At 62.1% G+C, this 24,673-nt stretch carries 31 protein-coding genes; 25 read left to right on the top strand and 6 right to left on the bottom strand.

What is annotated here, in order from left to right:
• The first annotated feature begins 26 nt into the window (after positions 1 to 26).
• From FHS54_RS02180 to queE, 16 genes are all read left to right on the top strand, one after another.
• Complete coding sequence (locus FHS54_RS02180; protein ID WP_167302146.1) at positions 27 to 911, top strand: flagellar motor switch protein FliM; 885 nt, start codon at positions 27 to 29, stop codon at positions 909 to 911.
• Positions 908 to 1,246: a flagellar motor switch protein FliN gene (gene fliN, locus FHS54_RS02175; RefSeq protein WP_167302145.1), complete on the top strand. Its 339-nt coding sequence runs from the start codon at positions 908 to 910 to the stop codon at positions 1,244 to 1,246. The genes FHS54_RS02180 and fliN overlap by 4 nt, the downstream gene beginning before the upstream one ends.
• An 84-nt stretch (positions 1,247 to 1,330) precedes the next feature.
• Positions 1,331 to 1,594, top strand: coding sequence for a FliO/MopB family protein (locus FHS54_RS02170; RefSeq protein WP_167302144.1), 264 nt, complete (start codon positions 1,331 to 1,333; stop codon positions 1,592 to 1,594).
• Positions 1,584 to 2,378, top strand: coding sequence for a flagellar type III secretion system pore protein FliP (gene fliP, locus FHS54_RS02165; protein ID WP_167302143.1), 795 nt, complete (start codon positions 1,584 to 1,586; stop codon positions 2,376 to 2,378). Before FHS54_RS02170 ends, fliP begins: the two co-directional genes overlap by 11 nt.
• A 106-nt stretch (positions 2,379 to 2,484) precedes the next feature.
• On the top strand, positions 2,485 to 2,757 hold the full coding sequence (gene fliQ, locus FHS54_RS02160; protein WP_167302142.1) for a flagellar biosynthesis protein FliQ: 273 nt from the start codon (positions 2,485 to 2,487) through the stop codon (positions 2,755 to 2,757).
• Positions 2,754 to 3,536 carry a flagellar biosynthetic protein FliR gene (gene fliR / locus FHS54_RS02155; RefSeq protein ID WP_167302141.1) on the top strand — a complete coding sequence of 261 codons (783 nt, stop codon included), beginning with the start codon at positions 2,754 to 2,756 and terminating at the stop codon, positions 3,534 to 3,536. The genes fliQ and fliR overlap by 4 nt, the downstream gene beginning before the upstream one ends.
• Position 3,537: 1 nt before the next feature.
• Complete coding sequence (gene flhB / locus FHS54_RS02150; RefSeq protein WP_167302140.1) at positions 3,538 to 4,677, top strand: flagellar type III secretion system protein FlhB; 1,140 nt, start codon at positions 3,538 to 3,540, stop codon at positions 4,675 to 4,677.
• A gap of 186 nt (positions 4,678 to 4,863) precedes the next feature.
• A complete protein-coding gene (locus FHS54_RS02145) occupies positions 4,864 to 5,223 on the top strand; it encodes a hypothetical protein (protein ID WP_243855570.1) in 360 nt (119 codons plus the stop codon).
• 110 nt (positions 5,224 to 5,333) lie between these two features.
• The gene (gene fliD / locus FHS54_RS02140; protein WP_167302138.1) at positions 5,334 to 6,734 is read left to right on the top strand and encodes a flagellar filament capping protein FliD; all 1,401 of its coding nucleotides are present in this window, start codon (positions 5,334 to 5,336) and stop codon (positions 6,732 to 6,734) included.
• An 18-nt stretch (positions 6,735 to 6,752) separates the two neighbouring features.
• Positions 6,753 to 7,148: a flagellar export chaperone FliS gene (locus FHS54_RS02135; RefSeq protein WP_167302137.1), complete on the top strand. Its 396-nt coding sequence runs from the start codon at positions 6,753 to 6,755 to the stop codon at positions 7,146 to 7,148.
• A 130-nt stretch (positions 7,149 to 7,278) separates the two neighbouring features.
• The gene (locus tag FHS54_RS02130; protein WP_167302136.1) at positions 7,279 to 8,472 is read left to right on the top strand and encodes an aspartate aminotransferase family protein; all 1,194 of its coding nucleotides are present in this window, start codon (positions 7,279 to 7,281) and stop codon (positions 8,470 to 8,472) included.
• 98 nt (positions 8,473 to 8,570) lie between these two features.
• A complete protein-coding gene (gene argF, locus FHS54_RS02125; protein WP_167302135.1) occupies positions 8,571 to 9,500 on the top strand; it encodes an ornithine carbamoyltransferase in 930 nt (309 codons plus the stop codon).
• Between the two features lie 266 nt (positions 9,501 to 9,766).
• The gene (hslO, locus tag FHS54_RS02120; RefSeq protein ID WP_167302134.1) at positions 9,767 to 10,675 is read left to right on the top strand and encodes an Hsp33 family molecular chaperone HslO; all 909 of its coding nucleotides are present in this window, start codon (positions 9,767 to 9,769) and stop codon (positions 10,673 to 10,675) included.
• 158 nt (positions 10,676 to 10,833) lie between these two features.
• Positions 10,834 to 11,244 carry a DUF3617 domain-containing protein gene (locus tag FHS54_RS02115; protein ID WP_167302133.1) on the top strand — a complete coding sequence of 137 codons (411 nt, stop codon included), beginning with the start codon at positions 10,834 to 10,836 and terminating at the stop codon, positions 11,242 to 11,244.
• A gap of 39 nt (positions 11,245 to 11,283) precedes the next feature.
• Positions 11,284 to 11,976, top strand: a complete 693-nt coding sequence (gene queC / locus FHS54_RS02110; protein ID WP_167302132.1) for a 7-cyano-7-deazaguanine synthase QueC — start codon at positions 11,284 to 11,286, stop codon at positions 11,974 to 11,976.
• 4 nt (positions 11,977 to 11,980) lie between these two features.
• The gene (gene queE, locus FHS54_RS02105) at positions 11,981 to 12,628 is read left to right on the top strand and encodes a 7-carboxy-7-deazaguanine synthase (RefSeq protein WP_167302131.1); all 648 of its coding nucleotides are present in this window, start codon (positions 11,981 to 11,983) and stop codon (positions 12,626 to 12,628) included.
• A 33-nt stretch (positions 12,629 to 12,661) separates the two neighbouring features.
• Here the strand turns inward: queE and FHS54_RS02100 are convergent, their stop codons facing one another.
• From FHS54_RS02100 to lipB, 3 genes are all read right to left on the bottom strand, one after another.
• On the bottom strand, positions 12,662 to 13,351 hold the full coding sequence (locus tag FHS54_RS02100) for a hypothetical protein (protein WP_167302130.1): 690 nt from the start codon (positions 13,349 to 13,351) through the stop codon (positions 12,662 to 12,664).
• Between the two features lie 102 nt (positions 13,352 to 13,453).
• Positions 13,454 to 13,744 (bottom strand): hypothetical protein, encoded by a 291-nt coding sequence (locus FHS54_RS02095; RefSeq protein ID WP_167302129.1) that lies wholly within the window; start codon positions 13,742 to 13,744, stop codon positions 13,454 to 13,456.
• Between the two features lie 58 nt (positions 13,745 to 13,802).
• A complete protein-coding gene (gene lipB, locus FHS54_RS02090; protein ID WP_167302128.1) occupies positions 13,803 to 14,513 on the bottom strand; it encodes a lipoyl(octanoyl) transferase LipB in 711 nt (236 codons plus the stop codon).
• Positions 14,514 to 14,590: 77 nt separating this feature from the next.
• Here lipB and FHS54_RS02085 point away from each other — a divergent pair, with 77 nt between their 5' ends.
• Positions 14,591 to 15,376, top strand: coding sequence for a DUF7847 domain-containing protein (locus FHS54_RS02085; protein ID WP_167302127.1), 786 nt, complete (start codon positions 14,591 to 14,593; stop codon positions 15,374 to 15,376).
• Here the strand turns inward: FHS54_RS02085 and FHS54_RS02080 are convergent.
• Genes FHS54_RS02080 through FHS54_RS02070 form a run of 3 tightly spaced genes read right to left on the bottom strand, consistent with a single transcriptional unit; the run spans position 15,358 to position 17,269 of the window.
• Positions 15,358 to 15,957, bottom strand: a complete 600-nt coding sequence (locus tag FHS54_RS02080) for a GNAT family N-acetyltransferase (RefSeq protein WP_167302126.1) — start codon at positions 15,955 to 15,957, stop codon at positions 15,358 to 15,360. The two genes, FHS54_RS02085 and FHS54_RS02080, sit on opposite strands and share 19 nt — an antisense overlap.
• A gap of 5 nt (positions 15,958 to 15,962) precedes the next feature.
• Complete coding sequence (hemF, locus tag FHS54_RS02075) at positions 15,963 to 16,814, bottom strand: oxygen-dependent coproporphyrinogen oxidase (protein ID WP_167302125.1); 852 nt, start codon at positions 16,812 to 16,814, stop codon at positions 15,963 to 15,965.
• Positions 16,811 to 17,269, bottom strand: a complete 459-nt coding sequence (locus FHS54_RS02070; RefSeq protein ID WP_167302124.1) for a tRNA (cytidine(34)-2'-O)-methyltransferase — start codon at positions 17,267 to 17,269, stop codon at positions 16,811 to 16,813. Before FHS54_RS02070 ends, hemF begins: the two co-directional genes overlap by 4 nt.
• A 204-nt stretch (positions 17,270 to 17,473) precedes the next feature.
• Here FHS54_RS02070 and petA point away from each other — a divergent pair, with 204 nt between their 5' ends.
• The 8 genes from petA (at position 17,474) to FHS54_RS02030 (ending at position 24,659) form a co-directional block, all read left to right on the top strand.
• A complete protein-coding gene (gene petA / locus FHS54_RS02065) occupies positions 17,474 to 18,040 on the top strand; it encodes a ubiquinol-cytochrome c reductase iron-sulfur subunit (protein WP_167302123.1) in 567 nt (188 codons plus the stop codon).
• An 11-nt stretch (positions 18,041 to 18,051) separates the two neighbouring features.
• Positions 18,052 to 19,371 (top strand): cytochrome b, encoded by a 1,320-nt coding sequence (locus FHS54_RS02060; RefSeq protein ID WP_167302122.1) that lies wholly within the window; start codon positions 18,052 to 18,054, stop codon positions 19,369 to 19,371.
• 18 nt (positions 19,372 to 19,389) lie between these two features.
• The gene (locus tag FHS54_RS02055) at positions 19,390 to 20,238 is read left to right on the top strand and encodes a cytochrome c1 (RefSeq protein ID WP_167302121.1); all 849 of its coding nucleotides are present in this window, start codon (positions 19,390 to 19,392) and stop codon (positions 20,236 to 20,238) included.
• A gap of 85 nt (positions 20,239 to 20,323) precedes the next feature.
• Positions 20,324 to 20,860, top strand: a complete 537-nt coding sequence (locus FHS54_RS02050; protein WP_167302120.1) for an adenine phosphoribosyltransferase — start codon at positions 20,324 to 20,326, stop codon at positions 20,858 to 20,860.
• Positions 20,861 to 20,868: 8 nt separating this feature from the next.
• Positions 20,869 to 21,519, top strand: a complete 651-nt coding sequence (locus tag FHS54_RS02045; RefSeq protein ID WP_167302119.1) for a 5'-methylthioadenosine/S-adenosylhomocysteine nucleosidase — start codon at positions 20,869 to 20,871, stop codon at positions 21,517 to 21,519.
• A gap of 535 nt (positions 21,520 to 22,054) precedes the next feature.
• Entirely contained in the window at positions 22,055 to 23,197 is a 1,143-nt protein-coding gene (locus FHS54_RS02040; protein ID WP_341785921.1) for a KpsE/RkpR family capsule polysaccharide export protein, read from the top strand.
• Complete coding sequence (locus tag FHS54_RS02035) at positions 23,197 to 24,006, top strand: ABC transporter permease (protein ID WP_167302118.1); 810 nt, start codon at positions 23,197 to 23,199, stop codon at positions 24,004 to 24,006. The genes FHS54_RS02040 and FHS54_RS02035 overlap by 1 nt, the downstream gene beginning before the upstream one ends.
• The gene (locus FHS54_RS02030; protein WP_167302117.1) at positions 24,006 to 24,659 is read left to right on the top strand and encodes an ABC transporter ATP-binding protein; all 654 of its coding nucleotides are present in this window, start codon (positions 24,006 to 24,008) and stop codon (positions 24,657 to 24,659) included. The genes FHS54_RS02035 and FHS54_RS02030 overlap by 1 nt, the downstream gene beginning before the upstream one ends.
• Positions 24,660 to 24,673: the final 14 nt, after the last annotated feature.

Genomic DNA, 24,673 nt, shown 5'->3' with positions numbered 1-24,673 from the left:
CCTGATCCGCCGGGCAGGGGACTAAGATGAACGACGTTCAGACCTACGCCTTCGGGCGGGGGGAATCGCAGACACCACAGATGCTGTCCGGGCTCGACCGGCTGGGCGAAAAGCTCGGCCGGCGTTTGCGTACCCTGGTCGAACCGATTTCCGGCGTGCGGCCCCATGTCGGGGTGCAGGATGCGCAACTGATCGACTTTGCCGCCTGGTCCGCTCAGGTGCCCAGCTTTTCCAGCATCGGCGTCTACCGCGTCGCTCCGCTCAAGGGGCAGATGCTGCTGCGCATGGACGCCACCATGATCTCGACGCTGGTGGATTGTTTCTACGGCGGCATCGGCAATCGCCCGCTGCCCGCGCGGGGCGAATTCACGCCCACCGAAGATCGTCTGATCAGCCGCATTTCCGAAGCGTTGATCGCGCGGATGGTGGAAAGCTGGACCGACATCCTGCCGCTCGACGTCAGCCTTATCGTCCGGGAAACCGGCGTCGGCTTTGCTTCGGCGGCACCATCCGATGAACAGATGGTGCTGCAACGCTTCAACCTCAGCATCACGCGCGACCAGGAATGGCCGATCGACCTGTTGTTCCCGCTGTCGTCGCTACGCGCGGTGGAGCCGCTGATGGGCGCGAAGGCCACGGTGGACGAAGATCGCACCGATCCCATATGGCAGGCCCGCATCGCCAACCGCATGCGCGACATCCGCCTGCCTGCCCGCACGGTGCTGGCGCGCCCCAACCTTTCCCTCGCCGACCTCATGCAATTGAAGGCCGGCGATATCATTCCCGTCACGATCAGCCGCAGCTTGCCGCTGATCGTGGGAGACCGCATCGTCGCCCATGGCTCGATCGGCGAACAGGATGGCCGCGCCGCCTTCCAGATTGAAAAGCTTGCACAGGGATCAGCCAAATGAGTGACATGAGCGAAGCGCCGCGGATCGACGGCATGGGTGACACGGGGTTGAGCCGCATGGTCAGCAACCCGCAATTCCGCCTGCTGGCCGACATTCCCGTCCGCATGTCGGTAGAGGTCGGCTCTACCTCGCTGCGCCTGGCGGAGGTCATGGACCTGGCCGAAGGCAGCATCGTGGAACTGGATCGCCAGGCCGACGACCTGCTCGACATCATGGTCAACGGCGCACTGATCGCCAAGGGTGAGGTGGTGACGGTGAACGGTCGCTATGGCATCCGCATCGTCGATATCGCTAACGCCGAAAACCGCCTTGCGGGGGTCGAACGGCGCGGCTGATCGCGCCGCACACGCTTTTCCCTTGCTGCGCGCCGATCTTTCTGATTCGGAAGGGCGAGTTAACCATAATCGCGGATCCGCCCCATGTTCTGGTATTTCGTCAAACTGCTGATCCTATTGCCGCTGGTCGGTGGCATGGCCTTCGGGGCGCTGTGGCTGTGGCGCAAATATCAGCCCGGCCTGATGGTCGGGCAGGATGGCCGGTCGCTGAAAATGCTCGAAGCGCTGCCGCTCGGCACCTTCGGCAAGCTCGCCGTCGTCGAATTTGAAGGTAAGAAGATTCTGCTGTCCGTGACCCGTGGCCGGATAGAGAAGATCGCGGAAGGCGACCCATATCGTGCGCGCTAAGGCGCTGCTGATCGGCGGGCTTGCGCTGGCCGCCGGTCTGTTGCTGGCGGAACCTGCGCTTGCACAAGCCGCCGCGCAGGCCGTCCCCGCAGCGCCGGTCGACAATGGCGGCGCGCTGACCCGCGCGATGGGCGCGATTTCGGGCGATGGCCGCCCGCTGTCGCTATCGCTGCAAATCCTCATCCTCATGAGCCTGCTGACGGTGCTGCCGTCGCTCGTGCTCATGATGACCAGCTTCACCCGCATCATCATCGTCCTGTCGCTGCTGCGCCAGGCGCTCGGTCTTCAACAGACCCCGCCCAATCAGGTGCTGGTCGGCCTGTCGCTCTTTCTCTCGCTCTTCGTGATGCGCCCGGCGATCGACACGATCAACGCCCAGGCGTTCGACCCCTATGGCAAGGGTCAGATCAGCATAGAGGAAGCCGTGGGCCGTTCTGCCAAGGTGCTGCACGGCTTCATGTCGAAACAGACGCGCGAAACCGACCTCAAGCTATTCGCCAACCTCGCCGAAGCACCCGCTTTCCGGTCGCCTGCCGACATTCCCTTTTCCATCCTGCTGCCGGCCTTCGTGACCTCGGAACTCAAGACCGCGTTCCAGATCGGCTTCATGATCTTCCTGCCCTTCCTCATCATCGACCTTGTGGTCGCCTCCACGCTGATGGCGCTCGGCATGATGATGTTGTCGCCGACCATCATCTCCATGCCCTTCAAGCTGTTGCTGTTCGTGCTGGTGGATGGATGGGCGCTGACCATGGGCAGCCTGGCGGGGTCGTTCGCGACATGATTGAAGCCAAACTCTCCTCACCGTTCGGGCTGAGCTTGTCGAAGCCCTTTCCTTTCCTTGCAAAAAGAATGGCCCTTCGACAGGCTCAGGGCGAACGGAGGTAGGCGTGGAAAACGCCGATTTCTTCATGGGCCTTGCCCAGCAGGCGCTCTGGATCACCGCGCTGGCCGCCGCGCCGGTGCTGATCCCCGCGCTGATCGCGGGCGTGCTCATCGGCATGGTGCAGGCCGCGACCTCGGTCAACGAACAGACGCTCAGCTTCATTCCCAAGATCATCGTGGTCGGCGGCATGCTCGCACTGTTCGGCGGGTCGATCATGGTGCTGATCGCCGATTTTACCCGCGAAATCTTCGAACGGATCCCGGACCTCCTCCAATGATCGCGCCGGGCTTCGCGAACGTTGAAACGCAGCTGTGGGTCTGGCTCATCGCCATGATCCGGCCCGGCGCGGCGTTCATCGCGGCCCCGGTCTTCGGCGCGCCCGCCGTGCCGCTGCCGCTGCGCTTCATCCTTTCGCTCGCGCTTGGAATGGCTGCGCTCAACAGCGTCACGATCCAGCTGCCCACCGATGGCGTGGCCAGTTTTCAGGGTGTGATGCTCGTCGCGGGCGAAGTGCTCGCGGGCCTTGCCATGGGGTTCGCGGTCCAGATCGGCTATGCCGCCGCCTTCGTCGCTGGCGAAACGATCGGCAATGCCATGGGGCTGAACTTCGCCGCCATGGTCGACCCATCCTCAGGCCAGACGACGCAGGCGGTCGGAACCTTCCTGTCGATCCTCGCCACCTTCCTGCTGCTCGGCATGGACGGCCACCTGATGCTCGCCAGCTTCGTGGTGCAAAGCTATCAGGCGCTGCCCCCTGGCGGCGCGATGCTCAGCAATGATGCGGTGTGGAGTCTCGTCCAGTTCGGCGGAGCGCTTTTGGGTGCCGGGGTCACGGTCGCACTGCCGGTCGGCTTTGCGCTGGTGCTGGTTCAGATCGTCATGGGCATGCTGGCGCGCAGCGCGCCGTCGCTCAACCTCTTCGCGGTCGGCATGCCCGTCGCGCTGATGGCGGGCCTCATCCTTCTCGCCGTCGCCGCGCCCGTCATGGGCGAAGGGCTGACAGCGTCGCTCAAGGCCGGGCTGGATCAGGCCCAGTCCATCGCGGAGGGCCGCTGACATGTCGGGGAACAGCAACGGCGGCGGCGAAAAGACCGAGAAGCCAACCCCGAAGAAATTGCAGGACGCCGCCAAGAAGGGCGACATCCTCCAGTCCAAGGAACTGGCGACCGCTCTGGTGGTGATGGCGGGCATCGGCTGGATCGCAATCACCGGACCCTCGGTTGTCGATTCGCTGTCGCAGATGCTGGTTGAGGCGCTGCGCTTCCGGCGGGAGGATATCACCGACTTCGCGCCCGCCGCGCGCGGCATGAGCCTGCTGACCGGCATCGCCCTGCCGGTGGGCGGCATATTGCTGGCGACCACCCTTGCCGCAATCGCCGGTCCTGCGATCCTGGGTTCGCTGGGTTTCCGTCCGGGGGCTTTCGCGCCCAAGGCGTCGAAACTCAACCCCGCCGCTGGCCTCAAACGCATGTTCGGCATGCAGGGGCTGATCGAACTGCTCAAATCGATTGCGAAGGTCGGCTTGCTGGGATCGATCGGCGTCTGGGTAATCTGGGACCGGCTGACCGCCATCATCGGCCTGGGCAAGGCGGGGATCGCCCCTGCCATGTCGGACCTAGGCAACATGTTCATCATGACCTGCCTCATCATGGCGGGCGGCCTGTTCGTGATCGCGGGCATCGACGTGCCGAGCCAGATCATGCAGCGGTCCAAACGGCTGGGCATGAGCAAGCAGGATATCAAGGACGAACATAAGGAAAGTGAAGGCTCGCCAGAGCTGAAAGGCCAGATCCGCCGCCGCCAGTTTGAAGTGCTCAGCGGATCGGCGCGCCAGGCCGTGGCCGAATCCAGCGTCATCATCACCAATCCCACCCATTTCGCCGTGGCGCTGCGCTACAAACCGGGGCAGGACGCCGCGCCCGTCGTCGTTGCCAAGGGGTGCGACGCAATCGCCGCTGCCATTCGTGAACTGGCCGACCAGAATGGCGTGACGGTGCTGCAATATCCCGATCTCGCCCGCGCCATCTACTTCACCTCGCGCGCTGGTCATGTCGTCAATGAAGGGCTCTATATGGCGGTCGCCACGGTGCTTGCCTTCGTCTTCCGCGTGGAAAACCGGATGGCGAGCGAGATGGACCGGCCCTTCATCAATGTGCCCGACGACCTGCGTTTCGACGCGGATGGCCGCAAGCTCTGAAAATATTCTCAGGGTGAACTAAATCTTAGGCATTGATTGCCGTACTCTGTTCATGGGGACGCATTAGGATGGTGCGTCATGAACGAATATATGTCGCGGAACGAATTGTCTGCCGATCGGGTCTCCCCCCGTGCGACCTCACCTGTGTCCGCAATACAGCCTGTATCTGCCAACCAGCGACCCGTCATGTCGGATGGCCAGGGTAGCGGCAGACAGCACCCATCCGGCAAACCGGCGACTTCAGGCTCCGATGACGATCTCGCCAGCGCGGCGGAATATGCAAAGATGCACGCGCGCGTCGCCGATATTCTTGCCGACCTCAGGGCTGAAGGAGGCGAAACCTCGGTCGAGGCGGCGGACGCGGCCATTCAAACCATGTTGCCCGCGCCGATCATCCTCGTGCCACTGCCCCCCGCATCGAAGGAAGCCGTCGAAAGCGCCGTCATGCTGGGCAAGCGTATCGCGCAGCAGGCAGGCTATGCCCATGCGGCACAGGCGCATCTGAAGCGCGGCGCGGTCGATCAGATCCTGTCGTCGGGATATTGAGAAGGCGGCATACTGAAAAGATGCCTCTGCGGACGAACTTTCGCACGCCGTGAAAATCATTCCTAAAGGTCTTCCTCCTATCGCCGTTCTCACTTCTGAAAGGACGGTGGATGACCTCGGTAAGCGGCAGCATTTCGACGGCTCTGGGCATTGGCTCAGGTATCGACACATCGGCGCTGGTTTCCAGCCTGGTGAGCGCAGCGCGCGATCCCAAGCAGAAGGTGATCACCGACCGCCAGAGCCTGAACAATGCGCGCATTTCCGCGCTGGCTTCGGCCTCCAGTTCGCTGAACAGCTTTGCTGACGCGCTGAACAGCTTGCTCGCGGGCACTGGCTATGCCGGAACGCCTGCCTCCAATGATCCCAGCATTGCCGCCGTCAGCCTGCTGCCCGGCGGCACGCCCCGGCTGCCCGCCCAGCTGGAGGTGCGCCAGCTCGCCGCCGCGCAGACCATCGCGTCCGCCCCGGCCGTGGGCGCGACCGCCGCAACGGTGATCGGCGATGGCAGCTTTTCGCTCCAGGTCGGCAGCGCCGCCGCCGTGCCCATCACGCTCGCGGCCAATGCCACCTATGCCGACCTCGCCACCGCGATCAACGCGGCGGGGACCGGCGTAACCGCCAGCGTCATCACCGACAATCAGGGCACGCGCCTGGTCATGAAGGGTGCGACGGGGGCGGCGAACAGCTTCACCTTCACCAATACATCGGCCAACACGGCGCTTGATGCCTTCACCTGGGACGGGGCCAGCGGTGGCATGACGCGCCAGGTGCAGGCGCAGGATTCGATCATCAGCCTGGATGGGGTCGAACAATATTATAGCAGCAACACGATCGACACCGCGATCGCCCATCTGCGCATTGACCTGAACAAGGCCGCGCCGGGGACCAGCGTTACGCTGGCCACGACCGAACCGACCACGACCATGCGCGACCTGATGGTCGAATTTGTGGACGCCTACAACACGCTGATGAAGGCGCTGAACACTGCGACTTCCACCGGCGCGGATTCGTCCAGCGCGGGCGTGCTCAACGGCGAAACGTCGATTCGCGACATGAAGCGCCAGCTTTCGCAGATGACGTCGGCGGTGCTGTCGCCCACGGGCACCTACGGCACGCTGTCGTCCATCGGCGTCAGCACGAACCGGGATGGCACGCTCAAGCTGGATACGGCTGTGCTCGACAAGGCGCTGTCTACCGACGCGGCGGCGATCACCCAGATGCTCAATCCGACGGTCAAGTCGGCTACGATGCCGGGTCTTGCCGGATTGATGGACGGTGTGCGCGATGCGATCCTGCAAAAGGACGGTCCGCTGGCCTCGGCCAGCAGCAAATATGAAAAGCTGGGCAAGTCGCTGGCCGATCAGCTGGAAAAGCTGAACGACCAGATGGCCGATTACCAGGAACAGCTTTCCAAGGTTTACAGCGCGATGGACAAGCGCCTCGCTTCGCTCAAGGCCACGCAGAGCTATCTCGAACAACAGGTCGCCATGTGGAACAAGAGCGACAATTGATAACAGGGGTCTTCAATCATGTTCTATAGTCAGGGCTATGCAGGCAATCGCGCGGCGCGCGGCTATGCGGCCGTTCATTCGGGCAGCCGTATCGAAGGCGCGACCCCCCATGCACTGGTCAAGGTGCTGTTCGACGAACTGCTGATCGCTCTGGAAGCGACCGCCCTCGCCGAACGCAACAATGATCGGCTCAAAGTGTCCGACAAGCAGGCGCGCGCCATGTCGATCCTGATCGCGCTCGAATCCAGCCTGGATTTCGATCGCGGGGGAGACGTCGCCATGGGCCTTGCCCAGATCTACCGGGAAGCGCGCCGCCTGCTGCTGCTCAGCGCAAAGGAACGCGACCCACAGCCCGCCGAACAGGCGCGCGACATGATTGCGGAGATCGCCGACGCCTGGGGCCAGATCGGCTGAGGGCGCTTTAGCGACACTTGCACCGCTCCGGCGGCTTGGGTATAGGCATCGCTCGCATAGGGCGGCCCGGCGGGGCCGCCTTTTTGCGTTTTGGACTTTTTTTAAATCAGCCCAGCCAAGGGAGGGCCTCATGTCGATCACGCCGCTCATGCCCGTTTACCCCCGGTGCGACGTCCGCCCGGTGCGAGGCGAAGGCTGCTATCTGATCGGCGAACGTGGCGAGCGTTATCTCGACTTCGCCAGCGGCATCGCGGTCAACATCCTTGGCCATGGCCATCCGCGGCTGGTCAAGGCGATTGCCGATCAGGCCGCGACGCTGATGCACACGTCGAACCTCTATGGCATGCCACTGGGCGAAAAGTTCGCGCAGCGGCTGGTCGACACGACCTTCGCCGACACGGTTTTCTTCACCAATTCGGGTGCGGAAGCAGTGGAGTGCGCGATCAAGACCGCGCGCCGCTATCATTACGCCAATGGGCAGGCACATCGGCACCGGATCATCACGTTCGACAACGCCTTCCATGGTCGGACGCTGGGCACGATCTCCGCGACCAGCCAGCCCAAGATGCGCGATGGCTTCGAACCCTTGCTGCCCGGCTTCACCGTGGTGCCGTTCAACGATCTGGAAGCGGCCACGGCTGCGGTCGATGGCGATACCGCCGGTTTCCTGCTGGAACCGGTGCAGGGCGAAGGCGGCGTCACTCCAGCGACGCAGGCGTTTCTGTCGGGCCTGCGCAAGCTGTGCGATGAACAGGGGCTGCTGCTGATCCTGGACGAAGTTCAATGCGGCTATGCCCGCACCGGCACTTTTTCCGCGCATGAACAATATGGCCTGACGCCCGACATCATGGCGGTGGCCAAGGGGATCGGCGCGGGCTTCCCGCTGGGTGCCTGCCTCGCGACAGAGGAAGCGGCGAAGGGCATGGTCTTTGGCACCCACGGCTCCACCTATGGCGGCAATCCGCTCGCCATGGCGGTTGGCATGGCGGTGCTGGACGAAGTGCTGGGCGACGGTTTCCTCGACCATGTGAAGGCGATGGGCGCGCGCCTGCGCTCGGCGCTTGAACAGCTGATCCCCAACCACGACATGTTCGAAGACGTGCGCGGCATGGGCCTGATGCTGGGCGTCAAGCTGAAGGACAGCTTCGACGCTCGCAATTTCGTGGCGCACCTGCGCGATCATCATGGTCTGCTGACCGTTTCGGCTGGGCAGAATGTCGTGCGCATCCTACCGCCGCTGGTGATCGGGGAAAGCCATATCGCCGAGTGCATCGAAAAACTGTCAGCCGGAGCGCGCGACTTTGCTCAGGTAGAGGCGGCTTAAGTCCAAAACCGTTCGCCCTGAGCGATGCCGAAGGGTTCAGCCAAGCGTAGCGAGGCTCCTTCGCTTTCGCTCAGTCCGAACGGACCAGGGGAAATTCCATGACCAGACATTTCCTGAATCTCACCGACGCAGGCGGCGAAGCCATCGCCGCGATGCTGGCCGACGCCATCGACCGCAAGGCCGCGCGCCGGGGCCAGCCCAAGGGGCGGGTCGATGCCGACGCGCCCCTCGCCGGGCACACGCTCGCGATGATTTTCGAGAAAAACTCCACCCGCACCCGCGTCAGCTTCGACATGGCCATTCGCCAGCTGGGCGGGTCGTCGCTGATCCTGGACGGCGCGACCAGCCAGCTGGGCCGGGGCGAAACCGTTGCCGATACCGCCCGCGTGCTCAGCCGCATGTGCGACATGATCATGATCCGCACCGACGACCATGCCAAGATTGAAGAGATGGCGCACCACGCGACTGTCCCGGTGATCAACGGCCTGACCGACCTGTCCCATCCCTGTCAGATCGTGGCGGACCTGCTGACGGTGGTGGAACATGGCCTCGCGCTGCCCGGCAGCCAATGGGCATGGCTGGGCGATGGCAATAATGTCCTCCATTCCATCATAGAGGCCGCCGGGCTGCTGAAGTTCGACGTCCGCGTTGCCGTGCCCGAAGGCTATGAGCCGGACGCTGCCTTTGCCGATGAAGCGAAGGCGGCGGGTGCGCGCGTCACGCTGACGCGCGATCCGGTGGCCGCTGTTGCGGGCGCGGATGTCGTCGTCACCGATACCTGGATTTCCATGGGGCAGGCGCATGCCGAAGAAAAGCTGAAGGCGATGATGCCCTATCAGGTCACGCCCGCCCTGATGGCGCATGCCCGCCCCGATGCCCGCTTCCTGCACTGCCTGCCCGCCCATCGCGGCGAAGAAGTGGTCCCCGAAGTGATCGACGGCCCGCAGTCGCTCATCTGGGACGAGGCGGAAAATCGCATCCATGGGCAAAAGTCGGTGCTGCTTTGGGCTGCTGGCCGCCTCGGTTGAGTTCGCGGGACATGTTCCTATCTAGTGGTCCGATTCTGACATTTGCATCCCTATCGGCTAGGCGGTGCGCAAATGTCAGAATCTTTTCGGACCACTAGCAACTATATGAATCTAGTGGATTTTACGATTTTGACATTTGCGACCTTCCTATCCGGCTAGCGGGATGCAAATGTCAAAATCAATCCACTAGCAGCGAACCTGCCCGGCGCTAAAGCGGCGGACGCTGCATATTCCCCGCTCATCATGCGGGACAAACGGAGCTTGCCTTGACCTCATCCGCCCATATCGACCACGCCCTGGGCTTCACCATCCCGTCCCGCAATGCGCGCGGGCGCATATTGCGGCTGGGGCCGGTGCTGGACGATGTGCTGGCCGCGCACGCCTATCCACCGGCGATCGAACGGCTGCTCGCTTCCGCGCTGGTGCTGGCGGCGCTGCTGGGCAGCACGCTCAAGCATGCGGGGGGGCAACTTACCTTGCAAGCGCAGACGGAAAGCGGCGTCGTCAGCTTGCTGGTCGCCGATTATAAGAATGGCGAAGTGCGCGGCTATGCCAAGTTCGACGCGGATCGCCTGGCGGAACTCGGTCCCGATCCGACGCTGTTCGGCTTGTTCGGCAAAGGCTATCTCGCCATCACCTTCGACCAGGCAGTGACCGGTGAGCGCTATCAGGGCATCGTCCCGCTCGATGGGGATTCGCTGGCCAGCGCAGCCGAACATTATTTCTTCCAGTCCGAACAGATCCCCAGCGTCGTCCATATCGCCACCCGGCATGAAGCGGGCGAGGGGTGCCTGGCCGCTGGCATGCTGCTCCAGCATTTGCCGGAGGGCGAGGTGGGGCGGGACCGTCTGCACACCCGCCACGACCACCCCGAATGGGAACATGTGCAGGCCCTCGCGGTAACGCTTCAGGACGATGAACTGACGAATCCGGCGCTGCCTTTGACAGACATCGTCTGGCGATTGTTCCATGAAGAGGAAGTGGTGCGCGTGACCGACCCGGTGGAATTGACCAAGGGATGCCGGTGCGACATCGACCATATCCGCAGCGTGATAGGCCGCTTCCCCGCCAGTGAGCGTCTGGAAATGGCGGATGATCAGGGCGTGATCGGGGTCGATTGTGCTTTCTGCTCGCGGATTTTCCCGGTTCTGCTGGACAGTTTTGCAGAAGGTTGACGCCAAATTCCGGCGATTTTGCAACGGGTGCGGCAGCGGGGTTGAGGGTCAGGCAAGGGCTGGGCATCAAATGGCCGCATTTTAGGTGCATCATGGCGCAACGCCGGATGATGTTCCGGCAAACCCAATGCGCTTTGCTGACGATAAGGGCTAAAGGAATGACGATTGGACTGCGCGCCATGACATGCGCGTTTGCGATGCTGGTCCCGGCGTCGCCCTCAGCCGTGTTGGCCCTGCCCGCCCCGGCCACTGCCAATGTGGAGCCGGGCGAATGGGAATTGCGGGAAAGGGGCAGCGAACGCGAAAGCAACCGCCCGCGCAGGCTCTGCCTGTCCCATCTGCGCCAGCTGGTCCAGCTTCGCCACCCGCGCGCCAGCTGCAAACAGCTGACGCTTGAACACAGCGCGACGCGCCTTTCCGTCAGCTATGATTGCGGTGGCGCGGGCGGCGGTCGGACCGACCTTCGCGTCGAAACACCCCGGCTGGCGCAGGTCCGTTCCCAGGGCATTGCCGACGGCGCGCCCTTTGCCGTCGATATGGAAGCACGGCGGATGGGCGTCTGCCGCTGATCGCTTGCACATAGCCGCCCGGATTGTTAGCGCGTGGCCATGGTCGCCAATAAGGGAAAATTCGCTGTCGTCCTGCTTTCGGGCGGGCTGGACTCCATGGTCGCGGGCGGGCTCGCGCGGGAGGCTGGCTATCATGTGCTGGCGCTCACCATCGATTATAATCAACGCCATCGTGTCGAACTGCAGGCAGCGGCCAGGGTCGCGACGGCGCTCAACGCCATGTCCCATATCGTCCTGCCGCTTGACCTTACCGCCTTTGGTGGTTCCGCGCTGACCGCCGACCTCGCCGTTCCAAAAAGCGGCGTGGGGTCCAGCATTCCGATCACCTATGTCCCGGCGCGCAACACCATTTTCCTGTCGCTGACGCTGGGCCTTGCAGAGGTTTCGGGTGCCAGCGACATCTTCATCGGCGTCAACGCGCTCGATTATTCGGGCTATCCCGACTGCCGCCCCGAATTTATCGACGCTTTTCAGAAGATGGCGGCGCTCGCGACCAAGGCGGGCGTGGAAGGACATCCGCTCCGCATCAACGCACCGCTCCAGCATATGAGCAAGGCCGACATCGTGCGAGAGGCGCAGCGGCTGGGCCTGGACGCCGGGCTGACCTGGTCCTGCTATGATCCTGGGCCCGGCAACCGGCATTGCGGTCTGTGCGACAGCTGCCGCCTGCGGTCCAAGGGTTTTGAGGAAGCGGGCCTGCCTGATCCCACCGATTACGCCGCAAAGCCGTGACGCGATGACCTATGCCGTCAAGGAAATGTTTCTGACGCTGCAGGGCGAAGGCGTGCATAGCGGTCGCCGCGCCGTCTTCCTCCGTTTCGCCGGGTGCAACCTGTGGACTGGTCGGGAAGAGGATCGGCGCAAGGCGGTTTGCCAGTTTTGCGACACGGACTTTGTCGGCACCGATGGCGATGGCGGCGGCAAGTTCGCTGACGCCGCCGCGCTCGCCGACGCTGCCCTGGCCTTTTGGGGCGAAGATGGGGAGGGGCGCTATATCGTCATCACCGGCGGCGAACCCATGCTCCAGATCGACGACGCCCTCATCGACGCGCTGCATGCGCGGGGCTTCACCATCGCGATCGAAAGCAACGGCACGATTCCGGCGCATCCCGCGATCGACTGGATCTGCATCAGCCCGAAGGCAGGCAGCGATGTCGTGCAGCGCAGCGGAAATGAACTGAAGCTGGTCTGGCCGCAACCCGGCGCGGGCCACAGCCTGGCCGATGTCGAAGCGATGGAAGGCTGGGCGTTCGACCATCTGCTGGTCCAGCCGCTCGATGACCCCAACGCCGCCGCCAATATGCAGGCCGCCATCGACCTGGTCATGGCGCGCCCCCGCTGGCGGCTCAGCCTGCAGACCCACAAATATCTGGGTCTGCGCTAAAAGCTGGCGGCCAGCGCGGCTGCGATTGCGCTGTTACTGCGCCCCGATCTGCTGATTATAGGCAACCTGGCAGTTGGGACGCAGCTGGTTCTTCCTCCAGCATTTCTTGTCCTGCGACGGCAGCTTCAATGAATAGCTGCGGCCAGGGTCGCCATAATATTGCTCGCCCGCCAGGATCAGCGATTTTTTGATCGAACCCAGCCCGGTGCGCGCGACCTCGTGCAGTGATCCGCGATCGGCGAAGATCGCCTGCCGCCCCACCAGCGCCGCCGCCTGACAGAAACCGCGCTGCGCCTGCACGGTGGAATAGCCCGAATAGATGCGGGTCCCATATTGGTCGGACGCGACCTGTCCCGGCTTGCCCTTGCCCACGGTACGCTGGAAATAACCGAGCAGGCCCGTCTGCGCCGAATCCATTTCCCGGTCGTGATGCGCGATCATCGCGTTATAGTTGCTGATCGACAGCAGCGTCGGTTCGAACTGGCACTGGAGCGCCGCGACATTGAGCGCCGCCCGCAGGTTCCACACCAGCCCCGCGCGGATCTCATCCGCCGTCGCGCCCGGCAGGCCCAGCGCCGTGGCGGCTGCGGCGTCGGTCAGCGGCGGCGCGGAAAAGTCAGGCGGCGACCAGAAAAATTGCGCTGCCGCCGGTTGCGCGATCATCGTCGCGGCGGACAGGGCCAGGGCCGAACCGATATAACGCAATGTGGAACAGCTTGTCATGACTTCCCCTTTTGGCAGGAACGACCGGCCCGCACGGCCCGTGTCCCATATTCTGATTTCTGCAGACGCGCGCCTATATCGCGCCTGAACGCCGCTGCGATATTATTGATCCGACAGAAGTTCGGTGTCAGCCTGCGTCGCGTTGGCCGCTGGCTCATCCTTCGCGGCGGGCGCTGTGGCATTGGCGCCTGGCGCGGTGGAGGATATGGGCGATGGCGCCTCGCTCTGCACCCCGTCCAGGTCGGTCATCGCGTCCGTCGTGGTGCCGTCCACCACTTCCAGATCCTTCATCTGCACCGTGTTGCTGCTCTTTTCATCCCGGCCGCATGCCGCCAGCATCGTGCATCCGCCCAGCAGCAAAGCAGTCAAGATCGTCCGTGCGTCCCCGCGCATCCAGGTCTCCTAAAGCATATGGCGCCTGGCGGCCCCCCACCCGGCGAAGGCGCAGACCCTAGCCGCCGTCACCACATTGCTCAACCCCCGCCCCGCAGCGCCGCAATCTGCCGATAAAGGCAGGGAAATGCGCCTTTAATGCCGCATCCAGCGCGGCCATGGAGGCGGGCTTTCCCAGCGCCGCAATGCTGGTCACCGGATATTCGGCCAGCCCGCACGGCACGATGCCTCCGAAATGCGACAGGTCGGGGTCGACGTTGATCGAAAAGCCGTGCAGCGTCACCCAGCGCCGCACCCGGATGCCCAGCGCCCCGATCTTGGCTTCGCGGCCCTGCGCGTCGTCCGTCCATATGCCGATGCGCCCTTCGGCCCGCCGCGCTGCAATGTTAAGCTCGGCCAGCGCGTCGATCATCCATCCTTCCAGATGATGGACGAAGTTGCGCACATCCCTGCCGCGATCGCGCAGGTCGATGTTGAGATATCCGATGCGCTGTCCCGGCCCGTGATAGGTATAACGCCCGCCGCGCCCCGCATCATGCACCGGAAAGCGCGGATCGATCAGTTCCGCCGGGTCGGCGCTCGTCCCCGCCGTGTAAAGCGGCGGATGCTCCAGCAGCCAGACGCGCTCGCCCGCTTCACCCGCGAAGATCGCCGCCGCCCGCTCTTCCATGTCGTGCAACGCCACGGGATAGTCGACCGGGTCGCGATCCACCCGCCATTCGATGTCTGTCGCGCCCGATGCGGCGGTGGGGGGAGGGGGCAATGCCATGGCGTTTCCTTGACTTGGGCGAAGCGAGCGATCAAGTCTCCTCCCCGATTTTCCGGTAAAGAACAGGGCATGAAGATATGGCAGTGATGTCGATTGGCAAGGCATGGGAAGAAACCGTCGCCTTTGTCGCCCGCGAACGCAGTCTGCTGTTCCCGGTCGCGCTGCTCTTCGTCGCGCTGCCGGGCCTTATCGTCCAGGAAATGACGCCGCCTGAACTTGCCGGCTGGACCATGAAGGAAGCCTTTCCCGATGTCCCGTTCAGCTTCTGGGTGGCGATGCTGCTGGGCGTCATCCTCATCTGGTTCGGGTCGCTGACCCTGTTCGCGCTCGCGTTGCGCCCCGGCATCAGCGTGCGGGAAGCCCTGCGGCTCAGCCTGGCGCGCCTGCCGGTGCTGCTCGGCACCGCGTTGACGGTCGTCGGCCTGCTGGGCGCGGCGATCGTCGCTGCGGCCATCGTCATTGTCCTGTTGACGCTGGTGGCAAAGCCCCTGGCCGCCGCGCTGGCGATGCTGCTGGGTGTCGCCGTGGGCGGCATGATGCTGTTTGCCAGCGTGCGGCTGCTGCTGCTCAATCCAGTCGTGATCGACGGCAATGCAGGGGTAATGGATTCGCTCCGCCACAGCTGGGCCTTGACCCGTGGCCATTTCTGGCGGCTGCTGGGCTTCATCCTCATCCTCGCCCTGCTGTCGGCGATTGTGGGGTCCGCCGCGCAGGCGATCTTCGGCGTCATCGGCGGGCTGGTCGGGGGACCGGATAGCGCGCGCCTGACGGGCGGCATTGCCGGTGCCGCCGTATCGACCCTGTTGCAGGTCTATATGCTGGTAATGCTCGCCCGCCTCTACCGTCAGGCCGAAGGGGCCTGACCCAGCACAGGGACCTGCGGCGCGGCGTCGGGCCGCAACAATCCCGCCAGTCGCGGATCGGCGAAGGTTTCGATCTCCCGCGCGAACGGCACAAAGCCCGACTTGATGTAGAAGGGCAGGGCCGCCGGGCTGTCCAACGTGCAACTATGCACCCAGAAGCGCTCGACCCCCTTGCGCCAGGCGAGCGACTTGGCCTGCGCCATCAGCCATTTGCCCAGCCCCTTGCCGGTCAGTTCGGGAATCAGGCCCAGATACGCCAGTTCGCAGTCGGGCATCGACCGAAAGTCCAGCTCCAGCAAACCCACCTCCACCCCGCGCGGGTCGGTGACGGCATAGACCTCCACTGCTGGATCGTGGATGATTGCGGTCAGTTCCGCGTCGCTCATCGCCAGCCGCGAAAACCATAGCCACCGCTCACCCACCCGGCGAAACAGGGTGCGATAGGCATCGGGCGGCGGTATCTTCCAAGGCTTCAATCGCAATGGCGCGGGCGGAATCGGGGCGGGCATCGGCCTTGCCCGCATCTCCAGATGAGTCACGATCGTCGCGATCTGGTCATTGGCGACGGGCGTCAGCGGCATGGATGTCAGCTCCAACTCGCCATTGGCGGCAGGCTCATCAGGATCGCATCGACATTGCCGCCGGTCTTCAGCCCGAACAATGTGCCCCGGTCATGCACCAGGTTGAATTCGGCATAGCGTCCGCGCCACTCCAGCATTTGGCGATAATCCGCCTCTGACCAGCTGTCGTGCATCCTGCGGCGAACAATCGGCGGGAATGCCGCCAAAAATGCGTCGCCCACGGCGCGAGTGAAGGCAAAGTCCGCATCGAACTCTCCTTCCAGATGGTCGTAGAATATGCCGCCGACGCCGCGATGGACCTGCCGGTGGGGGATGTAGAAATAATCGTCCGCCCACGCTTTGAACCGGGGGTAATAGTCGGGATCGTGTGCGTCGCAGGCACCCTTCAGCACCGCATGGAACTCCGCCGTATCGTCGTCGCGCGGCAGCGGCGGGTTAAGGTCCGCACCGCCCCCGAACCAGCTTTTGGAGGTGCGCAGGTAGCGCGTATTCATATGCACCGCCGGGACATGCGGATTGGCCATATGGGCGACCAGGCTGATTCCCGTGGCGAAAAAGGCGGGATTCTCGTCGGCCCCATGGATGGTCCTGGCGAAGTCGGGCGCGAATTCGCCCGACACCGTCGATACGTTGACGCCGACCTTCTCGAATATCTTGCCCTTCATGACGCCGCGCACGCCGCCGCCGCCTTCGCCCGGCGTCAGGCCCGGCGCTTCCCGATCCCATGGGGTGAATGTGAAGGACGCATCGCTTCCCGCCTCCCGCTCGATCGCCTCGAACTCAGCGCAGATGCGCGTGCGAAGCGATTCGAACCAGTCGCGGGCGGCCTGCTGCTGGGGATCAAGGGTGATGGTCATTGCGGAAACTGTCCAGTCTGGCGAAGGGCTTCGGCAACCGCGATGCCCGTGGAAACGGCGATGTTCAAGGATCGAAAGCCCGGTGCCATCGGAATGCGCACGCGCACATCGGCCATGTCGCGCACCGCATCCGGCACGCCCGCGCCTTCTGATCCCATCAACAGCACGTCGTCGGGTTGGAACCGCATGCTGGGCAGCGGCTCGGACGCATGGCTGCTCATCAGCACCAATCGGCGTCCCTTGGCCCGGCGCTCCTCGTCAAATGCCTCGAAATTGGCGTGGCGAGTCACCTCGGCTGCCGCGCCATAGTCCATGGCGGCCCGCTTGAGCCGCGCGTCGGAAAAGGCGAATCCCATCGGCATGATGATGTCCACAGGCACGGTAAAGCAGGCCGCCAGGCGCAATATCGCGCCGACATTTCCGGCAATTTCGGGTTGATAAAGGGCAATACGCATGCCCCGCCCATAATGCAGCAGGGCAAATTGTCATAGGCTTGGCCAAATTGATGTTGGCAAAGACGGCATCCTGCGGCTATCAGGCCCGCGAACCACGCCAAGGGGGAAGGCGGGGCCCGTTACCATGGGTGCCACTTCCCGATAATCATGGTCGGCAACGACAATGGGTGGGTGACAGGGACGTCTTTGCAAGGGTTGATATGCATGGCGAGCGTTGAACATACGGATAGCCAAGGTTTAGCTGGCGAAGATGGGGTGCGCCGCCGCGACTTCATCAACATTGCCGCGGTCAGTTTTGCAGGTGTGGGGGCGGTCGCCGTCGTCATCCCGCTGGTCGATCAGATGAACCCCAGCGCGGACGTGCTGGCGCTCGCTTCGACGGAAGTCGACCTGACGGCGATCCAGCCGGGGCAGGCGATCAAGACCACCTTCCGCGCGCAGCCGCTGTTCGTGCGTCACCTGACCGAAAAGGAAATCGCCGAAGCCGACAAGGTCGACGCAGGTGGCCTGCGTGATCCTCAGACGCTGGCGGAACGCACCGTCGACGGCAAGAAGCAGTGGCTCGTCACCATGGGCGTTTGCACCCATCTGGGTTGCGTGCCGCTCGGCGCTGGCGAAGGTGAGAACAAGGGTGAGTTCGGCGGCTATTTCTGCCCCTGCCATGGTTCGCACTATGACACGGCGGCCCGTATCCGTAAGGGCCCCGCGCCCAAGAATCTGGAAGTTCCGAAGTTCGCCTTCACTTCCGACACTGCCATTCTTGTAGGCTGAGGTAAGAAACCATGAGCTTTCCCTGGGCTGAACATTACACGCCGAAGCACCCGCTGACGCAGTGGATTGACGAAAAGCTGCCGCTTCCGCGCCTCGTCTATAATGCGGTCGGCGCTGGTTATCCGGTGCCGCGCAATCTCAATTATTTCTGGAACTTCGGTGTCCTCGCCGGTCTTGCGCTGATGATTCAGATCGTCACCGGCGTGATCATGGCGATGCACTATGGTGCCAACACCCTGGTCGCTTTCAGCAGCATCGAACAGACGATGCGCGACGTGAATTCGGGCTGGTTGATGCGTTATGCGCACGCCAACGGTGCCAGCTTCTTCTTCATCGTCGTGTATCTCCACATCTTCCGCGGCCTTTTCTACGGTTCCTACAAGGCACCGCGCGAAATGGTCTGGCTGCTCGGCCTCGTCATCTTCCTCCTCATGATGGCGACCGCCTTCATGGGCTATGTGCTTCCCTGGGGGCAGATGTCCTATTGGGGCGCGAAGGTGATCACCGGCCTGTTCGGCGCGATCCCGGTCGTGGGCGAACCGATCCAGACCTGGCTGCTGGGCGGCTTTGCCCCCGGCAATGCGTCGCTGAACCGTTTCTTCTCGCTGCACTTCCTGCTGCCCTTCGTGATTGCGGGTGTCATCATCCTGCACATCTGGGCGCTGCACATCCCCGGTTCGTCAAACCCGACCGGCGTGGAAGTGAAGGGACCGCAGGACACTGTGCCGTTCCATCCCTATTATACGGCGAAGGACGGTTTCGGGGCGGGCGTGTTCCTGATCCTCTTCTCGATCCTGCTGTTCTTCGCGCCCAACTATCTGGGCCACGCGGACAATTATATCGAAGCGAACCCGCTTTCGACGCCTGCGCATATCGTTCCGGAATGGTATTTCTGGCCCTTCTACGCGATCCTGCGCGCCTTCACCGTCGACTTCTTCTTCATTCCGGCGAAGCTGCTGGGCGTGCTGGCGATGTTCGCATCGATCCTGCTGCTCTTCTTCCTTCCCTGGCTTGACACCTCGCCAGTGCGTTCGGGCAATTATCGCCCGACTTTCAAGAAGTTCTGGTGGATACTGATCGCGGACGTTGTTGTCCTGGGCTATTGCGGCGGTGCTCCGGCGGAAGAACCCTATGTGATGATTTCGCAGATCGCTTCGGCTTATTATTTCGCGCACTTCCTGATCATCCTGCCGCTGATCTCGCGCTTTGAAAAGCCGTTGCCGCTGCCGGGCTCGATCACTGAATCCGTGCTCAACCGCCATAACATCAAGGGCGAACAGGACGCGCTTCCCGGCATGGGCGCAGATCCGCAGCCTTCGAACGCCGGTTAAGAGGGGGATAAGAGTAACATGGTTCGCATCGGCGCATTCCTCGTCGGCCTCTTCTTTGCTGGCTGGCTGCTGATCTCCTTCCTGGTAGGCGCGGTGGCCTATGTCTCCGAACCGCCTGCCAAGACGGTCGAGCATGAATTCCACAAACATCCCAAGGATGTGGAATTCTCGTTCGATGGTCCGTTGGGCAAGTTCGACCGGGCGCAGTTGCAGCGCGGCTTCCAGGTGTTCAAGGAAGTCTGCTCGGCCTGTCACAGCCTGAAGTTCGTGGCGTTCCGCGACCTCGCCGGCATTGGTTATAATGAGGCTGAGATTAAGGCGATCGCCAAGCAGTGGGCCATCAAGACCCCCGATGTCGATCCCAAGACGGGCGAGATGTCGACGCGTGAGCCGGTTCCGGCGGATTATTTCCCCAAGCCCTTCGCGAACAATGTCGCGGCGGCTGCGGCGAACAACAATGCGATCCCGCCAGATCTGTCGCTGATGACCAAGGCGCGCCACGACGGCACGGCCTATGTCTATTCGCTGCTGACGGGTTACCAGAACCAGCCGGCTGACCTGATCAAGCATTTCCCCGACGCCAAGACGCCGGAAGGTCTGCACTATAACCCCTATTTCCCCAACCTGAACCTCGCCATGGCACCGCCGCTGACGGCTGATGGTCAGGTGACCTATGGCGACGGGACCAAGTCGTCCGTTGACCAGATGTCGAAGGATGTGTCCGCGTTCCTGACCTGGACCGCCGAGCCGAAGCTGGAAAACCGTCGCCGGGCGGGTCTGGCGACCATCGTCTTCCTGCTGATCGCGACGGCTCTGGCCTATATGTCCTACCAGAATATTTGGGCGGACAAGAAAAAGGCCGCCTGACCGGCAGGCGCAGGCAGTGCAAGACAAGAGGGGGCAGGGTTCTTCGCGGAATCCGGCCCCTTTTTCTTTGCATCGTGGGGGGATCATGAAAATTGATGAACTCGCGGCTCTGGTCCGCACCATCCCCGATTTCCCCAAGCCCGGCATCCAGTTCCGGGACGTCACCACATTGCTCGCTGACCCGCATGGCTTTGCCGACCTTGTCGGGCGCATGGCGCAGCTTGCCCAGCCGCTCGATCCGCAATTCATCGTCGGTATCGAAGCGCGCGGCTTCATCCTCGGCGCGGCGCTGGCCCACGCCATGGGGGCAGGCTTCGTCCCGGTGCGCAAGGCTGGCAAACTTCCCGGCAGGACGGTCGGCATCGATTATGTGCTGGAATATGGCACCGACCGGCTTGAACTGCATGAAGGACAGATTCCGGCTGGTGCGCGTGTCGTGCTGGTGGATGACCTGATCGCGACCGGAGGGACCGCCTTGGCCGCCGCGCAGCTTCTGCGGGAACAGGGGGCCATTGTCCTGATGGCTCTCTTCGCCGTTGACCTGCCCGACCTTGGCGGCATGGCGGCGCTGGAGGCCGACGGCGTCGCCGCCTCTGCCATCATCGCGTTTGAAGGGCACTGACCCGCCACATGCCTGCTCCGTCGCCCACAGCCAGCTGCGCCACATTCGCGGGAAAGCGCATCCTCTTCCTCATGGCGGTGGAGGACGAATATGGCCCCCATCTGCGGCAACGCTTCACCCCCGCGCTGATCGGCGTCGGCCCGGTGGAAGCGGCGATCGCCACCAGCCTCGTCCTGCACCGCATGGATCAGGATCATGACCTGCCCGACCTGGTCGTCTCGCTCGGATCGGCAGGGTCGCGCCGATGTGAACTGGGGCAGGTCTATCAGGTCTCGACCGTATCGTGGCGGGACATGGACGCCTCGCGACTTGGCTTCACCAGGGGCGTAACTCCTTTCACAGACCACCCCGTCGACATTCCGCTCCACGCGCCCCTTACGCTCCCGACGGCGCGGCTATCGACCGGCGCGAACATCGTCGGCGGCGATGACTATGCGATGATCGACGCCGACATGGTCGATATGGAAACCTTCGCTATCGCCCGCGCCTGCCAGCGGTTCGGCGTACCGCTGATGGGCCTTCGCGGCATATCCGACGGCCCCGGCGATCTGGTCGACATGCTGGGGTGGACCGGCCTGCTCGCCCATCTCGACGAACGATTGGCCGAAGCGGTGGACCTGCTGGCCCGACCCACGGCGCTGTCGGCCCAAAACAAATAAGGCCTCAGAAATCCGAAGATCTCCAAGGCCTTATCATGGTGGGCGTGGCAAGGATTGAACTTGCGACCCCTGCGACGTCAAGGCGGCGAGATGATTTAATTTTGTTGTTGTATATAATCTTATGAAGTCCATCCGAGCTGATCGCCCAACATTTGCGAAAATGCAGCATCAGCTTCAATTCTCATAGGGTCCGTACGTGCGGCAACAAAATGTGTCAGCTAGGAAGATAGTAGATGTGGGCCACTAATTCCACTTCGCCGCGATCTGATGCGTAAGGCGGTGGATGACATCTCTGCCGCATCAAACCTGATGGAGCCGCGATGCGTTGCTCTCTGTCGTCTCTGATAAGCAAAGGCGAGTTGGGTGGGAGACGGCACTTCTTCTATAGTCACTGCGCGAGAGCTACGGCACAGCTACTTCGCGTCAGACGGCAAGAGCGCGATAAACTGATGCGGCGGTTCCCTGCCCTCAAGCCGCATCCGCCGCGTCGGTTCATGAAAAAATATCAGTAGACAGCGTATGAGCGCAGCTTTACGTGAAGCGGCGTGCCACCAAAGATGCAAAGCAAGTAGAAATTATGCGTAATGTGCTCCGCAAGAAAAATTCTTTGTTTCTTGCAGTAGTGGTTCTCCCTACGATAATATCAATTCTTTATTTCGGCATATTCGCGTCTGATGTTTATATATCGGAATCGCGTTTTGTGGTGAAGGCTACTAAACAGAGTGTAAGCGATGGTGTAGGACTGCTGCTTCAGTCGGCAGGTTTCAACAATGCCAATGAAGAAGTCTACGCCACTAACGATTATATAATTTCGCGATCGGCGCTGCAGCAGCTGAACAGGGATGGGGCGGTTACGTCGGCCTATACGGCGCCGGGCATTTCTATTTTCGATCGGTTTAATCCGCTGGGCGGGAATGGGTCGTTCGAAAGATTATTCAAATATTATTCTGGTCGAATCGCAATTACCTCGGATTCTCGCTCTGCGATCAGCACTTTGGTGGTCCGTGCCTATAGCAGCCAAGACGCTGTGAAGCTCAACAGTCGATTGCTTGAACTCGCGGAGGACATGGTGAACCGTTTGAATGCGCGCGGACGGGAGGACCTGATCAAATATGCGCGTGCCGAAGTGGAGCACGCCAAGCAGCAAGCGCGCGTGGCATCGCAGGCGCTTGCGGCCTATCGCAACAGGTGGGGGGTGGTTGATCCACAGCAGCAGGCCGCAATCCAGCTGCAGATGGTTTCAAAGTTGCAGGACGAACTGATCACCGTGAAAAGCCAGCTGATCCAACTGCGCGCCTTTACACCGGAAAACCCGCAAATCCCGGTTCTGGAAAAGCGGGTGCGTATTCTGAGTCAGGAAATAGACGAGCAGACCGGACTGGTCGCGGGTGACGCGAACAAGTCGTTAGCCGCGGCGACGGTTGAATTTCAGCGGCTGCAGCTGGAGAATGGCTTTGCCGAACGGCAGCTCGCCGGGGCGATGGCATCCTTGCAGGAAGCGCAGAACGAGGCGCGTCGCAAGCAGGTGTATGTCGAGCGGATTGTCAATCCCAATCGGCCTGATACCGCACTGGAGCCACGGCGGCTACGCGGCATCTTCGCAACCTTCGTAGTTGGGCTAATCGCTTGGGGCATCCTCTCGTTGCTGCTTGCCGGCGTCAGGGAACATCAGAGCTGATGGCTGTCCCTGCTCCACCGGGTCTGGGTCACACCTTCTTCGAGCAGTTGCTCGTTCAGCGGCGCGTGATCGGCGCGCTGCTGATGCGCGAGATGTTGACGCGCTATGGTCGGCGCAACATCGGTTTCCTTTGGTTGTTCGCTGAGCCTATGATGGTGACGCTGATTGTTACGGCGTTGTGGACAACGCGCGGGCTTCACCAATATTCCGATATCCCGATCGCGGCTTTCGCGATCACTGGTTATTCCGGGATCCAGCTGTGGCGCAACATGTCACGGCGATGCATTGACGCTATCGAACCGAACAGAGCGCTGCTGCGTCATCGCCCGGTCAAGATGCTTGATATCTATCTGGCCCGCATGTTGCTGGAGGTCGCGGGTACGACCACTTCCTTTGCCCTGCTGTGCGTCATGTTCCTTATGTTTTCCGACCAGATCACACCGCCTGAGGACATATTGGAGGTGGCTTATGCCTGGGGGCTGTTCGCATGGTTCTCGATGGGCATGTCAATATCATTGGGCGCCCTTTCGGAACTGACGCCGTTGGTGAACAAATTCTGGCCGCCCTTCATTTATATCTTTTATCCGTTGTCGGGCGCGATGTTTCTGGTCGATATATTGCCGCACGGGATGCGCGAGTTCGTCGCGTACATCCCCATGGTCCATGCTAATGAGATGTTGCGTCACGGCTTTTTCGGATCTCATTTCACGGCTCATTACGACATATCCTATCTTATCGGCTGGTGCTTGGGTCTTTGCGTGTTTGGCCTGGGCCTTAGTCGTATGACCGTGGAGCACAGGCTGAGCTGATGATCGTCCTAGACCAGGTGACGAAAAGATATCCCACGTTAAGGGGGCCAGTGCAGGTCCTCAAGGGTGTCGATATGACTGTCGAAATGGGGGAGAAGGTTGGCGTCATCGGCCGCAACGGTGCAGGTAAATCGACTTTGATCCGCCTGATCGGAGGGGGGGAGAAGCCTACCACGGGCGACATCAGCCGGACTATGAGTATCTCTTGGCCAATCGCCTTTTCGGGAGGGTTCCAGTCAGGATTGACTGGACGTGATAATCTGCGATTCATCTGCCGTATCTATGGACAGGATCCGGCTGAGAAACTGTCTTTTGTTCAGGAATTTTCTGAACTGGGCGAATTTTTGGATCAGCCCATCCGCATTTACTCGTCGGGAATGAAGGCGCGTTTGGCATTTGCTATTTCAATGGCGATCGACTTTGATTGTCTTTTGATCGATGAGGTCATGGCCGTCGGAGATGCGAAGTTCAATGCCAAGAGTCGTGAGGAACTGTTCGTCAAGCGCGCTCATAAGGCGATGATTATCGTGTCGCACAATATGAAATATATACAACAAAATTGCAGCCGTGCCTATTTAATGAACGATGGTAAGCTCCAGCGTTTTGACGACGTGGAGGAAGCGATCGCCACCCACAAGGCAATGATGGCGTAAAGGACCGGAGAACA

The organism is Sphingobium vermicomposti, assembly GCF_011762025.1.
GTDB classification, from domain to species: Bacteria; Pseudomonadota; Alphaproteobacteria; order Sphingomonadales; family Sphingomonadaceae; genus Sphingobium; species Sphingobium vermicomposti.
Note: the sequence above shows the minus strand (reverse complement) of the source record. Positions and strands in the feature narration are given on the sequence as shown.